Origin of the sequence: Falsiroseomonas sp. HC035, assembly GCF_050563525.1 — a bacterium.
In the GTDB taxonomy this organism is placed as follows: Bacteria; Pseudomonadota; Alphaproteobacteria; order Acetobacterales; family Acetobacteraceae; genus Falsiroseomonas.
Genome location: NZ_JBNXUN010000007.1, coordinates 120,806 through 135,344, shown reverse-complemented (window position 1 = coordinate 135,344; position 14,539 = coordinate 120,806). Strand labels below are relative to the sequence as shown.

The following is a 14,539-nucleotide window of genomic DNA, read 5'->3' as shown; positions in this document are numbered from 1 at the left end:
CCGGCCACAGGGGGTCCGAGATGAACTACGAATCCTTCTTCCGCACCCAGCTCGACAGCCTCCGCCGTGAGGGCCGCTATCGCGTCTTCGCCGACATCGAGCGTCACGCGGGCCAGTTTCCGAAGGCGACGCGCCATCGCAACGGCAAGACGTCGGAAGTGACGGTTTGGTGCTCCAACGACTATCTCGGCATGGGCCAGCATCCGAAGGTGCTGGCGGCGATGCACCAGGCGCTGGACAGCCACGGCGCCGGGGCGGGCGGCACGCGCAACATCTCCGGCACCAACCACGAGCACGTCCTGCTGGAACGCGCATTGGCTAAGCTGCACGGCACGGAAGACGCGCTGCTGTTCAATTCGGGCTACATGTCCAACTGGGCGTCCCTGTCCACCCTGGCGGGCCGGATGCCGGGTTGCGTCATCGTGTCGGATGAGATGAACCATGCCTCGATGATCGAGGGCATGCGCCACAGCCGCGCCGAGCGCCGCATGTTTCGCCACAACGACCTGGTGGACCTGGAGCGCGTGCTGTCCGAGATCGACCCCGCCGCGCCGAAGCTGGTGGCGTTCGAGAGCGTCTATTCCATGGATGGCGACATCGCCCCCATCGCCGCCATCTGCGACATCGCCGACAAGTATGGCGCGATGACCTATTGCGACGAGGTTCACGGCGTCGGCCTGTACGGCCCGAATGGCGGCGGCATCACGGACCGCGACGGCGTCTCGCACCGCCTGACGGTCATCGAAGGCACGTTGGCCAAGGCCTTCGGCGTGATCGGCGGCTACATCGCCGGCTCCGCCGCCATGTGCGACTTCGTGCGCAGCTATGCCTCCGGTTTCATCTTCTCCACTGCCCTGCCGCCAGCCATCGCCGCCGGCGCACGCGCCAGCATCGAGCATCTGATGGAAAGCAGCGCGGAGCGCGAGCGGCTGCATGAACGCGCCGCGACGCTGCGCAAGCGCCTGGATGCGATCGGCGTGCCGCACCTCGACAATCCCAGCCATATCGTGCCGGTGATGGTCGGCGATCCCATCGTCTGCAAGACCATCAGCGACATCCTGCTGGACGAGCACGGTGTCTACGTGCAGCCGATCAACTACCCGACCGTGCCGCGTGGGACGGAGCGCCTGCGCATCACGCCGAGCCCCGTGCACAGCGACGCGGACATGGACCAGTTGGTGAACGCGCTGTCCGCCGTGTGGTCGCAGTTCAGCCTGCAAAGGGCCGCCTGATGGATCTGGGGCCGCCGATCCTGCGCAAGCCCGTGACGGTGCGCGCGGTATTTCCCTTCGCGGCCATCGTCGGCCAGGACGAGATGAAGCTGGCGCTGCTGATCGCGGCCGTGGATCCCTCCGTCGGTGGTGTGCTGGTGTTCGGCGATCGCGGCACGGGGAAGTCCACCGCCGTGCGTGCGCTGGCCGCGCTGCTGCCGCCGATGCAGGCGGTGGCGGGATGCCGCTTCGGCTGCGATCCGGCGCGGGCCGCCGACCTGTGCGAGGCCTGCCGTAACTCGGACGAGCTTGTGGTGGCGACGGTGCCGGTGCCGGTCGTCGACCTGCCGCTGGGTGCGACGGAGGACCGCGTCGCTGGCGCGTTGGACATCGAGCGTGCGCTGGCGAATGGCGAGAAGGCGTTCGAGCCGGGGCTGCTGGCCCGCGCGCATCGCGGGTTCCTGTACATCGACGAGGTAAACCTGCTGGAGGACCATCTGGTGGATTTGCTGCTGGATGTCGCGGCCTCCGGCGAGAATGTGGTGGAGCGCGAGGGCATCAGTATCCGTCACCCGGCGCGCTTCGTGCTGATCGGCAGCGGCAATCCGGAGGAAGGTGAACTGCGCCCGCAGCTGCTGGACCGCTTCGGGCTTTCCGTGGAAGTCCGTACGCCGACAGACCTCGCCAACCGCATCGAGGTGGTGAAGCGCCGCGACGCCTTCGAGCGCAACACCGAGGCCTTCCTGGCGGCTTGGGAAGCGGAGGCGGAGGCGACGCGCGAGAAGATCCTCGCCGCGCGCGCGCTGCTGCCGATGGTCGCGGTCCCGGATGTGACGCTCGAGAATGCGGCGCGGCTCTGCATGGCGCTCGGCACGGACGGACTGCGCGGCGAGCTGACGCTGATCCGCGCGGCCCGCGCCCTGGCGGCGCTGGAGGGCGACGAGGTGGTGGGCGTGGCGCATCTGCGCCGAATCGCCGCCCCCGCGCTCCGTCACCGCCTGCGCCGCAACCCGCTGGACGAGGCGGTGGCCACCACGCGGGTCGAGCGCGCGGTGGTTGAAGTGTTCGGGCCGTGACCGACGCGGCGCTGGCGGCCCTGCTGCTGGCGGTCGATCCGGCGGGGCTGGGAGGCGCGGTGCTGCGCGCGGCGCCGGGTCCGGCGCGTGACCGCTGGCTGGCGCTGCTGCGCGCGGCGCTGCCCCAGGACGCGCCGTGGCGGCGCCTGCCGCTGGGTATCCCGGACAGCCGGCTGCTCGGTGGGCTTGATCTGGCGGCGACGCTGGCGGCCGGGCGGCCGGTCGCGGAACGCGGCGTGCTGGCGGGCGCCGATGGCGGCATCGTGGTCGCGGCGATGGCGGAGCGGCTGGAGACCGGCACCGCTGCCAAGCTGTGCGCCGTGCTGGATTCCGGGACCGTGGCGGTGCAGCGCGATGGGCTGTCGCTCAGCCTGCCGGCGCGCTTTGCGGTGGTCGCGCTGGACGAGGGCATCGCGGAGGAAGCGTTGCCGGCGGCGCTTGCGGAACGCCTCGCCTTCCGGCTGGAACTGGATGAGGCCCCACTTGATCCTGCAACCGATTGCAGCGTGGCGCGCGCCCGCCTGCCGGACGTCACGGTGCCGGATGCGCTGCTGCCCGCGCTGTGCGGCGCCGCGCTGGCCTTCGGCATCGGCTCCCTCCGCGCGCCGCTGATGGCGCTGCGTGCGGCGCGCGCGGCGGCGGCGCTGGCCGGACATGATACGGTGACGGAGGAAGACGCGACGCTCGCCGTGCGCCTGGTCTATGGCCACCGCGCCACGCAAACGCCCGCGGAGCAGCAGCCCGAATCGGAGCCGGCACCGGAGCCGGAGACGCCAGCCGAGGACCAGCCGCAGCAGCAGCCCGACGCGCAGGCGATGCAGGAGATGCTGCTGGAGGCGACACGTGCCGCGCTGCCCGCCGGCCTGCTCGCGGCGCTCGGCGCTGGGGCGCGGGAGGCGGCACGGAAGGCCGGTGGCGTACAGGGCCGCGCCGGCCAGTTGCGGCTTTCGGCACAACGCGGCCGTCCGATCGGCACGCGGTCCGGCGCGCTGCGCGGCGGCGCCCGGCTGTCCCTGGTCGAGACGCTGCGCGCGGCCGCCCCCTGGCAGGCGCTGCGCCGGCGTGAATCGGCCGGGCCGCTGATTCGCGTGCGGGCAGAGGATATCCGCATCCTGCGCTTCCGCCAGAACACCGAGACCACCGCCATCTTCGCCGTCGACGCCTCCGGCTCCGCCGCTCTGGCACGGCTGGCGGAGGCCAAGGGCGCGGTGGAGATGCTGCTGGCGGATTGCTACGTGCGGCGCGACCGCGTCGCCGTGGTGGCCTTCCGCGGCCGCGCGGCGGAAACACTGTTGCCGCCCACAAATTCGCTGGTGCGTGCCAAGCGCAGCCTGGCCGGGTTGCCGGGCGGTGGTGCCACGCCGCTGGCGGCCGGCATCGACGCCGCCATGGCACTCGCCGAGGAAGCGCAGCGCCGTGGCCGCACGCCCTTGCTGGTGCTGCTGACCGATGGCCGTGCCAACATCGCGCGGGATGGGACGGCCGGGCGCCCGCGCGCCGAGGCCGATGCGCTGGCCGCCGCCGCACCGGTACGCGCGGCGCGCCTCGCGGTGCTGCTGGTGGATACGGCGCCACGGCCGCAGCCCTTCGCACGGCAACTCGCGGAGGCCATGGGGGCGCGCTACCTCGCGCTGCCTTCTGTCGATTCGCAACGGCTTTCCGACGCCGTCGCCACCACGCGGGATGCAGCCTGATGGCGGAGCGTCCCAACTGGAACGTAGAGGGCCGGGACTGGCCGAACCGGGAGGCGAGTCGCTTCATCACTGCCGCCGGACTACGCTGGCATGTGCAGGTGATGGGGCAGGGGCCTGCGATCCTGCTGTTGCACGGCACGGCGGCGGCGACGCATTCCTGGCGCGACCTGATGCCGCTGCTGGCGCGTGACTTCACCGTGGTGGCGCCGGACCTGCCCGGCCATGGATTCTCGGATCCGGTTGCCAGCACACGACTTTCGCTGCCCGGCATGGCGGCTTCCGTCGCGGCGCTGCTGGCCGCCATGCGGGTGCGGCCAGTGCTTGCGGCGGGACATTCCGCCGGCGCCGCGATCCTGCTGCGCATGGCACTCGATGGTCGCATCGCGCCTTCGGCCATCGTCAGCCTGAATGGCGCGCTGCAGCCACTCGGCGATCGTCACGCCGCCTTCTTCACCCGCGCTGCGCGGATGCTGGTCGGGCTGCCCTTCGTGCCAAGCCTGTTCGCATGGCGCGCCGCCGATCGTGCCGTGGCGGAACGCCTGCTGCGCGACACCGGCAGCCGCATCGAACCGCGCGGCGTGGATCTCTACGCGCGGCTGTTCCGGCATTCGGGCCACCTGGCCGCGGCCTTGGGCATGATGGCGAACTGGGACCTGGTGCCGCTGCTGCGCGACCTGCCGAAGCTGAAGCCGCGGCTGGTGCTGGTGACGGGTGCGCTGGATCGCGCGGTGCCGCCGGCGCAGGCGGAGGCGGTGCGGCGGCGCCTGCCCTCGGCGGAAATCGTTGCGTGGCCGGGCCTCGGGCATCTGGCGCATGAGGAGCGGCCGGAGCAGGCTGCCGCCTTGATCAAATCCGAAATGTCCGGGGAGATGGCGGCATGACAAGGCGGGACGCCCGATGCTGAGCAGTACCTCGGACGCCGATCGCGCCGCCTGCCGCGCGATGCTGGCTGGCGGGTCGAAATCCTTCCGCGCCGCCGCGATGCTGCTGCCGTCGCGCATCGCGGAGCCGGCGACCGCGCTGTATGCCTTCTGCCGCGTCGCCGACGACGCGATCGACGAGGCGCCGGATGCCGCCGCCGCGCTGCCGGCGCTGCAACGGCGGCTGGACGCCATCCATGCCGGGCGCCCGCAGGCGCATGCCGCGGATCGCGCCTTCGCCGTGGTGGTGCGGGACTACGCAATTCCGCGCGCGCTGCCGGCGGCCCTGCTGGAAGGGTTCGCCTGGGATGCGGAGGGACGGCGCTATGCCGACCTCGCCGCGCTTGAGGCCTATGCCGCGCGCGTCGCCGCCACCGTCGGCGCGATGATGACCCTGCTGATGGGCGTGCGCGACTCGGCCGCACTGGCCCGCGCCTGCGACCTTGGCGTCGCGATGCAATTGACGAACATCGCGCGCGACGTCGGCGAGGATGCGCGCAACGGCCGGCTGTACCTGCCACTGGACTGGATGCGGGCGGAGGGCCTGGACCCGGCGGCGTTCCTCGCCGCGCCGCGCTTCAGCCCGGCGCTGGGCCGTGTCGTGCAGCGCCTGCTGGATGTGGCGGACGCGCATTACGCCCGCTCCGAGGCCGGCTTCGCGCTGCTGCCACGGGATTGCCGCGCCGGCATCGCGGCGGCGCGGCATGTCTATGCCGAGATCGGGCGCGAGGTCGAACGACAGGGCGGCGACTCGGTCGGCCGCCGCGCGCATGTCGGTGCCACGCGCAAGGCGGTGCTGATGGCGCGCAGCCTGTCGGCGCTCACCGCGCGCGCCGCACGGCATGTGGCACCGCCGCTGCCGGCGACGCGCTTCCTGGTGGAAGCGGTTCAGGCGCATCCAGCCACGGGCCCGCAGCGCCTGCCGGAGCGCATCGCCTGGGCGGTGCAACTGTTCGACCGCATGCGCGACGATGCCGATCTCGGCTCCGTCGCGCGCTGAGCCTCAGCGCACCACCACCAGCCGATACAGGTGCCAGGTCGCGTGCCCCAGCACCGGCAGCACCACGGCCAGTCCGATGAACAGCGGCAGCGATCCCAGCAGCAGCAGCACCGCCACGATCAACCCCCACAGCGCCATCGGCACCGGGTTCAGCGCGACCGCGCGCAGGGAGGTGCCGACCGCCTGCGCCACGCCGCCATCGCGGTCCAGCAGCATGGGGAACGACACCACGGTCAGTACCAGCACGACGACGGCGAACAGGAAGCCCACGCCGTTGCCGAGCAGGATCATCCGGCGGCCCTCCGGGGTGCTGAACAGCAGCGTGGTCATGTCCTGACCCGGCTGCGCCGGCAGTGTGCCGAGGGTCGCGGCGTAGATGGCATCCGCGGCCAGCAACCAGCCGAGGAACAGCACGACGAGCAGCAGGGCGAGTGCCACGATTCCGGGTAGTGCCGGCGATTTCAGCACATCGAAGACATTGATCCAGCTCGCCGGCAAACCGGCCTCGCGCCGGCGGCTGATCTCGTACAGGCCCAGCGCCGCGATCGGGCCGACCAGCGCGAAGCCGGCCGCCATCGGGTAGAACAGGTGCATCACCTCGCCGCCCGCCGCCAGCGTCGCGGCGACCAGGCCGATGACGGGATACAGCACGCAGAGGAACATCAACTGCGTCGGCGTCGCCAGGAAGTCCGCCCAGCCCCGGCGCAGTGCGGTGGCGAGTTCGGCCGTGCCGATCCGGCGCAGCTCCGGGCGCGAGGTATCCAGGTGTCGGGTCGTCGTCATAGCCTCAGCCATTGTACGCCTCCCCCCGATAGGGTTTCGCGGACGGCCGGGACCGGCGGTGCCGGCTGGACTCCGCCTCTTGCACTTGGGTGAGCCGTGGCAAAAACCGCCTCAAGCCCGCGTGAGCCTGAAAAGCCGGTTGACTTGGTTGTCAAGAAAGACTGACACTTCCGACTGACAAGCCGGGCTTACAGTCCCGTGCCGGTGGGAGGTTTCGCATGGATGCCGTGTCGCGCATCGAATCCAGCCTGGCGGATGCCGTGCTCTATGCCGAGGCCGCCGGCGCGCCGCCGCGGCTGGCCGCGGCGATGCGGCATGCGGTGTTCCCCAAGGGCGGGCGCATCCGGCCGCGGCTGACCCTGGCGGTCGCGGCGTCCTGCGGCGATGACAGCCCGGCGCTGTCCTCGGCGGCCGGCGCGGCGATCGAGCTGCTGCATTGCGCCAGCCTGGTGCATGACGACCTGCCCTGCTTCGACGATGCCGCCACCCGCCGTGGCAAGCCCAGCGTGCACCGCGCCTATGGCGAACCGCTGGCGGTGCTGGCCGGCGATGCGCTGATCGTCCTGGCCTTCCAGACCCTGGCGCGCGCCGCCCCCTGCGCCCCGGCGCGGCTCGGCCCGTTGCTGCTGCTGGTGGGCGATGGCGTCGGCGTGCCTTTCGGCATCGTCGCGGGCCAGGCCTGGGAATGCGAGCCGCGGGCGGACCTTTCCGAATACCAGCGGCAGAAGACCGGCAGCCTGTTCGCCGCCGCCACAATGGCCGGCGCCGCCGCCGCCGGTCACGCCGAACCCGAGGCCTGGCGCCTGCTCGGCGACCGGCTGGGCGAGGCCTACCAGGTGGCCGACGACCTGCGCGACGCGGTGGAGGATGAGGCGACGCTGGGCAAGCCAGTGGGCGTGGACAAGGCGCTGGGCCGGCCAAGCGCGGTGGCCGAGTTCGGCCTGCTGGGCGCCGTGGCGCGGTTGCGGGCGCTGTCCGAACAGGCCGTCGCCGCCATTCCGGATTGCGCCGGCCGCGCCATGCTGCACGGCCTGATCCTGGCCGAGGCCAAGCGCCTGCTGCCGCAGAAACTGGCCGCGCAGGCCGCGTGACCCCGGTTTCCCAGGCCGCCATGCCGCCCGGCCTGCTGGACCGGTTGCGGGCGTGGCGGGAGGCTGTCACCGCCCGCCCCGCCTTCCGCGAATGGGCGGCGCGTTTCCCGCTGACGCGGCCGATGGCGCGCCGCCGGGCGCGGCAGTTGTTCGACCTGTGCGCCGGCTTCGTCTACTCCCAGGTGCTGGCCGCCTGCGTGCGCCTGAAGCTGTTCGACATCCTGCACGAAGCGCCCGCCACGGAGGCCGCGCTGGCGCATCGCCTGGCGGTGCCGCCGGAGGCGATGGGCCGCCTGCTGGCCGCCGCCGCGGCGCTGGACCTGACCCGGCGCCGCGCCGATGGGTTCTGGACGCTCGGCCCGCTCGGCGCGGCGATGATCGGCAATCCCGGCATCGCCGCCATGGTGGAACACCACGCACTGCTCTACGCCGACCTGGCCGACCCCGTCGCCCTGCTGCGGCGCGAACGGGGCGGCAATGCCCTGTCCGCCTACTGGGCCTACAGCGGCGCCGCGGCCCCCGATGCGCTGGGGGCGGAGCGCGTGGCGGATTACTCCGCGCTTATGGCGGCCTCCCAGCCCATGGTGGCGGCGGAGGTGCTGGCGACCTACGACTTCACCCGGCACGGCACCCTGATGGATGTCGGCGGCGGGGAGGGTGCCTTCCTGTCCGCCGTGGCCCAGGCCGCGCCGAAGCTGCGCCTGATGCTGTTCGACCTGCCCCAGGTCGCCGCCCGCGCCACCGCCCGCTTCGCGGCGCAGGGCCTGGCGGACCGCGCGCAGGTCTTCGGTGGCGATTTCTCGACCGACCCGCTGCCCAGGGGCGCCGACCTCATCAGCTTCGTCCGCGTGCTGCACGACCATGACGATGCGGTGGTGATGGCGCTGCTGCGCGCCGCCCGCGCCGCCCTGCCGCCACAAGGCCGCCTGCTGATCGCGGAGCCGATGGCCGGCACCAGCGGCGCTGAGCCGATGGGGGAGGCCTACTTCGGCTTCTACCTTCTCGCCATGGGTCGCGGCCGACCGCGCCGGCCGGAGGAACTGCGCGCCATGCTGGCCGAGGCCGGTTTCGCCAGCAGCCGTGCCCTGCCGACCCCGACGCCGCTGCTGACGCGGGTCTTAGTCGCAGATGTCAGCGCGACCTGACGTTTCAATGTCAGTTTAGCTTGACATGGTCCACTGTCAGTCTAGGCTTACACTCAATCGATGGGAGCGGCCGTCCAGGTGGACACCGTGGCAGTCTTGCTGGAAGCGCCGGAACGTCTCGTTCTGAGCCGATTGGAACTCTCCCCTCCCGGGGAAGGGGATCTGGTCGTCGATGTCGAGTGGAGCGGTATCAGCACCGGCACCGAACGCCTGCTGTGGTCCGGCCGCATGCCGCCCTTTCCCGGCATGGGCTATCCGCTGGTTCCCGGCTACGAATCCGTCGGCCGCGTCGTCTCTGCCGGTCCATTGGCCCGGCGCCGGGTTGGCGAGCGTGTCTTCGTGCCGGGCGCCAAGTGCTTCGGCCCGGTGCGCGGCCTGTTCGGCGGCGCCGCCTCACGGCTTGTCGTACCGGATGCGCGCGCCGTGCAGATCGATGAGTCGCTCGGCGAGGAAGGCGTGCTGATGGCGCTGGCCGCGACGGCACGCCACGCGATCGCAGCACCACATGCCGACCTGCCGGACCTCGTCATTGGCCACGGCGTGCTCGGCCGCCTCGTCGCGCGCATCGTCGTCGCCAGCGGTGGCGCACCGATGGTGTGGGAGACCAATCCCGCCCGTGCCGAGGGCGCCATCGGCTACCAGGTAATGGCACCGGAGGATGATGCGCGGCGCGACTACCGCTGCATCTGCGACGTCAGCGGCGACAGCGCGCTGCTCGACAGCCTGGTGCAGCGCCTGGCGCCGGGGGGCGAGGTGGTGCTGGCCGGCTTCTACAGTGCGCCGCTCAGCTTTGCGTTCCCGCCCGCCTTCATGCGGGAGGCGCGCTTCCGCGTCGCCGCAGAATGGCGGCAGCCGGATCTGCTGGCCGTGCGCGACCTGCTCGACGCAGGGCGGCTGTCCTTCGAAGGCCTGATCACGCACCGCAGCGATGCGGCCGCGGCACCGGACGCCTACCGCACGGCCTTCAACGATCCCGCGTGCCTCAAGATGATCCTCGATTGGAGAGCATGCTCATGAACGCACAGACCGGCGCCCCGGCTACTCCTTCTGCACAGCAGAGCATGGCGGATGCGCTGCGGGCGGAAGCGGCGCAGGAGCCGGATGCGATCAGCACGGAGCCTGTGAAGAAGGAAACGCAGATCATCGCCATCTACGGCAAGGGCGGTATCGGCAAGTCCTTCACCCTGGCGAACCTGTCCTACATGATGGCGCAGCAGGGCAAGCGCGTGCTGCTGATCGGCTGCGACCCGAAATCCGACACCACGTCGCTGCTGTTCGGCGGCCGGTCGGTGCCGACGATCATCGAGACGTCTTCGAAGAAGAAGGCGGCCGGCGAGGCGGTGAAGATCGGTGATGTCTGCTTCAAGCGCGACGGCGTCTTCGCCATGGAGCTCGGGGGCCCGGAAGTCGGCCGCGGCTGCGGCGGGCGCGGCATCATCCACGGCTTCGAACTGCTGGAGAAGCTCGGCTTCCACCAGTGGGATTTCGACTACGTGCTGCTCGACTTCCTGGGCGACGTGGTCTGCGGCGGCTTCGGGCTGCCGATCGCGCGCGACATGTGCCAGAAGGTGATCGTGGTCGGCTCCAACGACCTGCAATCGCTGTATGTCGCCAACAACGTCTGCTCCGCGGTCGAGTACTTCAAGAAGCTCGGCGGCAATGTCGGCGTCGCCGGCATGGTCATCAACAAGGATGACGGGACCGGGGAGGCGCAGGCCTTCGCCAAGGAAGTGGGCATTCCGGTGCTCGCGGCGATTCCGGCCGATGACGACATCCGCCGCAAATCCGCCAATTACGAGATCGTCGGCATCCCCGGTGGCCCGTGGGCCAGCGTCTTCGAGGAACTCGCCCTGCAGGTCGCGGGAGCGCCGCCGGTGCGGCCCTATCCACTGACGCACGAGAACCTGCTGAACCTGTTCAAGGGCGATGCGGTCGGGCGCGGCGTGGTGCTTGATCCCGCGACGATGGAGGACATGTGCGGCGCCGAGGTGATCAACAAGCCCACCCTCGAAGTGGTTTATGAGGGCGCCTGAGCGATGACCGAACTCCCCACCGCCGGCGCCTGCCACGGAGGCCGCGAGACGTTCGAGAATGCCGCGCGAGCCGCCGGCAAGTCGCTGGTGATGGATGAGCTCGCGAAGAACTACCCGCGCGGGCCGCACGACCAGCCGCAATCCATGTGCCCGGCCTTCGGATCGCTGCGCGTCGGCCTGCGGATGCGGCGCACGGCGACGATCCTCTCGGGCAGCGCCTGCTGCGTCTATGGCCTGACCTTCACCAGCCATTTCTACGGCGCCCGGCGCACCGTGGGCTATGTGCCGTTCAATTCCGAAACGCTGGTCACCGGCAAGCTGTTCGAGGACATCCGCGACGCGGTGCACGCCACCGCGAAGCCGGAGGATTACGACGCCGTCGTCATCATCAACCTCTGCGTCCCCACCGCGTCCGGCGTGCCGCTGGATTTGCTGCCGAAGCAGATCGACGGCGTGCGCATCATCGGCATCGACGTGCCGGGCTTCGGTGTGCCGACCCATGCCGAGGCCAAGGATGTGCTGGCCGGCGCCATGCTGCGTTACGCCCGCGGCGAGGCCGAGGCCGGCCCCGTGGCGCGGCCACGCCAGATGGTGGACGGCGAACGCACGGTCGCGTTGATCGGCGAGTTGTTCCCCGCCGACCCGATGGGCGTCGGCGCGATGTTGCAGCCGATGGGCCTGACCGTCGCACCGCAGACGCCGGCGCGCGAATGGCGCGACCTGTATGCGGCGCTGGACTGCGAAGTCGCCGCCGCCGTGCATCCCTTCTACACCGCCAGCATCCGCGAGTTCCGCGCCGCAGGGCGGCCCGTGGTCGGCTCCGGCCCCGTGGGCCATGACGGCACGGCGGCCTGGCTTGAGGCTATCGGCCGTGCGGCCGGCATCGCCGACAGCCAGGTGGATGCGGCCAAGGCGCGTGCCCTGCCGGCCATCAAGGCCGCGCTGGCCGCGGCGCCGATCAACGCGCGCATCACGGTGTCCGGCTACGAAGGCTCGGAACTTCTGGTCGCGCGACTGCTGTCGGAAGCCGGCGCGGAGGTGCCCTATGTCGGCACCGCCTGCCCGCGCACCGAATGGTCGGATGCCGACCGCGAATGGCTCGAAGCGCGTGGCACGCATGTGCAGTACCGCGCCAGCCTGGAACAGGACATGGCGGCGATGCGGGAGGTGAAGCCGGACCTGGCGCTGGGCACCACGCCGCTGGTCCAGAAGGCCAAGGAACTCGGCATCCCCGCGCTGTACTTCACCAACATGGTCTCCGCCCGCCCGCTGTTCGGCGCGGCCGGCGCCGGGTCCATGGCAGGGATCGTCGCGGCGCAGACCAAGGGGCGGGAACGGTTCTCCCGCATGGTCAGCTTCTTCGAAGGTGTCGGCACGCCGGACGGCGCCGGCTACGGCTTTACCCAGAAGCCCACCGACCCGCCCGGCTTCCGCGACCGCCAGCGCAAGCTGCGCGCGGCCAAGGCTAAATCCGAAGAAGCGGTGGGCAGCTGAGATGCTCGTCCTCGATCACGACCGCGCCGGCGGCTACTGGGGCGCCATCTACGCCTTCTCCGCGATCCGCGGGCTGCGCGTGGTGATTGACGGCCCGGTGGGCTGCGAGAACCTGCCCGTCACCGCCGTGCTGCACTACACCGATGCGCTGCCGCCGCATGAACTGCCGGTCTGCGTCACGGGACTTGACGAGGATTCGCTGTCGAAGAACGGCACCGAGGATTCGATGCGCCGTGCCGCCTCGACGCAGGACCCGGACTTACCCGCGGTGGTGGTCACGGGATCGATCGCGGAGATGATCGGCGGCGGCGTGACCCCGCAAGGCAGCAACCTGCAACGCTTCATCTGCCGCACCATCGACGAAGACCAGTGGCAGGCCGCCGACCGCGCCATCATGTGGCTGTGGACCGAATTCGGCGCCCGCGGCAAGAAGGTGCGCGCGCGCAACCCGAAGCTCGGCGAGAAGCCGCGCGTCAACATCGTCGGCCCGATCTACGGCACCTTCAACATGCCGTCCGACCTGGCCGAGATCCGCCGGCTGGTCGAGGGCATTGGCTGCGAGGTCAACCTGGTCTTCCCGCTTGGCAGCCATGTGGAAGACATCGCGAAGCTGCCTGACGCCGACGTCAACATCTGCATGTACCGCGAATTCGGCCGCAAGCTGTGCGAGGAGCTGGAACGCCCCTGGCTGCGCGCGCCGATGGGCCTGTTCGCCACCACCAACTTCCTTCGCAAGCTCGGCGAGTTGACCGGTCTCGACCCCGAGCCGTTCATCGAGCGGGAGAAGCATACCACCATCAAGCCGATCTGGGACCTGTGGCGCAGCGTCACGCAGGATTTCTTCGCGAGTGCCAGCTTCGCGGTGGTCGCGACGGATACCTACGCGCGTGGCCTGCAACGCTTCCTCGGCGAGGAGATGGGCGTGCCCTGCGCCTTCGCCGTCAGCCGCCTGGCCGGCGAGAAGACCGACAACGCGGCGATCCGCGAGGCCATGAAGAAGACGCCGCCGCTGGTGCTGTTTGGCAGCTACAACGAACGCATGTACGCGGCGGAGCTGAAGTCGCGGGCGATGTACATCCCGGCCAGCTTCCCCGGCGCCATCATCCGCCGTGCCACCGGCACGCCCTTCATGGGCTACGCCGGTGCCACCTACATCGTGCAGGAATACTGCAACGCGCTGTTCGATGCGCTGTTCCACATCCTGCCGCTCGGCACCGACCTCGACCGTGTCGAGGCCACCCCGGCACGCGCCGCGGAGCCTTGGGACGACGATGCCGTCGCCCTGCTCGACGCGCATGTCGAGTCGGAGCCTTTCCTGCTGCGCATCTCCGCCGCCAAGCGCCTGCGTGAGGCCGTCGAACGGTCTGCGCGCGCGGCCGGCGAGCCGCGCATCACCCGCGACCGCGTCCGGCACACGCTGGGCGACGTCGTCGCGCACCAGGTTGCGGAAGGCGTCGCATGACGCGCCTGCATCACCCCGATCCCGCCGCCCGAGCCTCTGGTGCCATCACCGGCACAGCGTCTCGGGCAACGGGTCGGCCTCGGCGGTTTCCCGCCGGTTCCATCCCAGCCGCGCGGGATCAGCGCGGTGGCGGCCGAAAGGCAAGTTGGAGGTCATGATCATGGCCGAAGGTTCAAAGACTGGCCTGACCGAAGGCGAGGCGCGCGAGATTCATTCCCTGCTGATCCAGGGTTGGGCCTTCTCCGTCTTCGCATCGATGGGCGCACATATCCTGGTGTGGCTGTGGCGGCCGCTGGTCTACGGGAATTCCGTGGTCCCGCCGGATTGGCGCTTCTTCTGAGTGATGCCGGACCAGCGGCAATCGTGCCGCCGGTCCGGGCCTGAGTTTAAACGGGCCCGAGTTCAGCTAGGAGAAGAAGATCATGCATAAGATTTGGATGGTTGTTGACCCGCGGCGATCGCTGTTCCTGGCGATGGTCGGCGTGATCGCCGTGTCGGGGCTGCTGCACGTCGTCGTGCTCGCATCGCCGCGCTACTGCGACCATTGGGGCTGGTGCGCGACGCCCGCGACCTTCACCCCGGGGCAGCCGGTCGGAGCCATGCGCTAGCAGGGCGAAGGCGCCGGTGTCG

At 70.7% G+C, this 14,539-nt stretch carries 14 protein-coding genes; 13 read left to right on the top strand and 1 reads right to left on the bottom strand.

The features are described 5' to 3' along the window. Positions 1 to 20: 20 nt before the first annotated feature. The 5 genes from hemA to ACLF3G_RS16605 are packed head-to-tail and all read left to right on the top strand — an operon-like array spanning position 21 to position 5,901. Positions 21 to 1,232: a 5-aminolevulinate synthase gene (gene hemA / locus ACLF3G_RS16625; protein ID WP_430670515.1), complete on the top strand. Its 1,212-nt coding sequence runs from the start codon at positions 21 to 23 to the stop codon at positions 1,230 to 1,232. Then, on the top strand, positions 1,232 to 2,287 hold the full coding sequence (gene bchI, locus ACLF3G_RS16620) for a magnesium chelatase ATPase subunit I (RefSeq protein WP_430670514.1): 1,056 nt from the start codon (positions 1,232 to 1,234) through the stop codon (positions 2,285 to 2,287). Before hemA ends, bchI begins: the two co-directional genes overlap by 1 nt. Next, positions 2,284 to 3,981: a magnesium chelatase subunit D gene (locus tag ACLF3G_RS16615; protein ID WP_430670513.1), complete on the top strand. Its 1,698-nt coding sequence runs from the start codon at positions 2,284 to 2,286 to the stop codon at positions 3,979 to 3,981. Before bchI ends, ACLF3G_RS16615 begins: the two co-directional genes overlap by 4 nt. Further along, entirely contained in the window at positions 3,981 to 4,862 is an 882-nt protein-coding gene (gene bchO / locus ACLF3G_RS16610) for an alpha/beta fold hydrolase BchO (protein ID WP_430670512.1), read from the top strand. Before ACLF3G_RS16615 ends, bchO begins: the two co-directional genes overlap by 1 nt. Before the next feature lie 16 nt (positions 4,863 to 4,878). Next, positions 4,879 to 5,901 carry a phytoene/squalene synthase family protein gene (locus ACLF3G_RS16605; RefSeq protein WP_430670511.1) on the top strand — a complete coding sequence of 341 codons (1,023 nt, stop codon included), beginning with the start codon at positions 4,879 to 4,881 and terminating at the stop codon, positions 5,899 to 5,901. Positions 5,902 to 5,904: 3 nt separating this feature from the next. On the opposite strand, the gene ACLF3G_RS16600 is transcribed toward ACLF3G_RS16605, so the two are convergent. After that, positions 5,905 to 6,684 carry a DUF2189 domain-containing protein gene (locus ACLF3G_RS16600; protein WP_430670510.1) on the bottom strand — a complete coding sequence of 260 codons (780 nt, stop codon included), beginning with the start codon at positions 6,682 to 6,684 and terminating at the stop codon, positions 5,905 to 5,907. Positions 6,685 to 6,902: 218 nt separating this feature from the next. On the opposite strand from ACLF3G_RS16600, the gene ACLF3G_RS16595 reads away from it, so the two are divergent. The 8 genes from ACLF3G_RS16595 (at position 6,903) to pufA (ending at position 14,517) form a co-directional block, all read left to right on the top strand. Then, positions 6,903 to 7,775: a polyprenyl synthetase family protein gene (locus tag ACLF3G_RS16595; RefSeq protein ID WP_430670509.1), complete on the top strand. Its 873-nt coding sequence runs from the start codon at positions 6,903 to 6,905 to the stop codon at positions 7,773 to 7,775. After that, complete coding sequence (locus ACLF3G_RS16590; protein ID WP_430670508.1) at positions 7,772 to 8,920, top strand: methyltransferase; 1,149 nt, start codon at positions 7,772 to 7,774, stop codon at positions 8,918 to 8,920. Before ACLF3G_RS16595 ends, ACLF3G_RS16590 begins: the two co-directional genes overlap by 4 nt. 60 nt (positions 8,921 to 8,980) lie before the next feature. Beyond that, the gene (bchC, locus tag ACLF3G_RS16585) at positions 8,981 to 9,937 is read left to right on the top strand and encodes a chlorophyll synthesis pathway protein BchC (RefSeq protein WP_430670507.1); all 957 of its coding nucleotides are present in this window, start codon (positions 8,981 to 8,983) and stop codon (positions 9,935 to 9,937) included. Next, positions 9,934 to 10,953, top strand: a complete 1,020-nt coding sequence (locus tag ACLF3G_RS16580; RefSeq protein WP_430670506.1) for a chlorophyllide a reductase iron protein subunit X — start codon at positions 9,934 to 9,936, stop codon at positions 10,951 to 10,953. Before bchC ends, ACLF3G_RS16580 begins: the two co-directional genes overlap by 4 nt. A gap of 3 nt (positions 10,954 to 10,956) precedes the next feature. After that, positions 10,957 to 12,447, top strand: coding sequence for a chlorophyllide a reductase subunit Y (gene bchY / locus ACLF3G_RS16575; RefSeq protein ID WP_430670505.1), 1,491 nt, complete (start codon positions 10,957 to 10,959; stop codon positions 12,445 to 12,447). A gap of 1 nt (position 12,448) precedes the next feature. Further along, entirely contained in the window at positions 12,449 to 13,909 is a 1,461-nt protein-coding gene (gene bchZ / locus ACLF3G_RS16570; protein WP_430670504.1) for a chlorophyllide a reductase subunit Z, read from the top strand. Between the two features lie 160 nt (positions 13,910 to 14,069). Continuing rightward, the gene (locus tag ACLF3G_RS16565; protein ID WP_430670503.1) at positions 14,070 to 14,249 is read left to right on the top strand and encodes a hypothetical protein; all 180 of its coding nucleotides are present in this window, start codon (positions 14,070 to 14,072) and stop codon (positions 14,247 to 14,249) included. Positions 14,250 to 14,331: 82 nt separating this feature from the next. Then, complete coding sequence (gene pufA, locus ACLF3G_RS16560) at positions 14,332 to 14,517, top strand: light-harvesting antenna LH1, alpha subunit (RefSeq protein ID WP_430670502.1); 186 nt, start codon at positions 14,332 to 14,334, stop codon at positions 14,515 to 14,517. Positions 14,518 to 14,539: the final 22 nt, after the last annotated feature.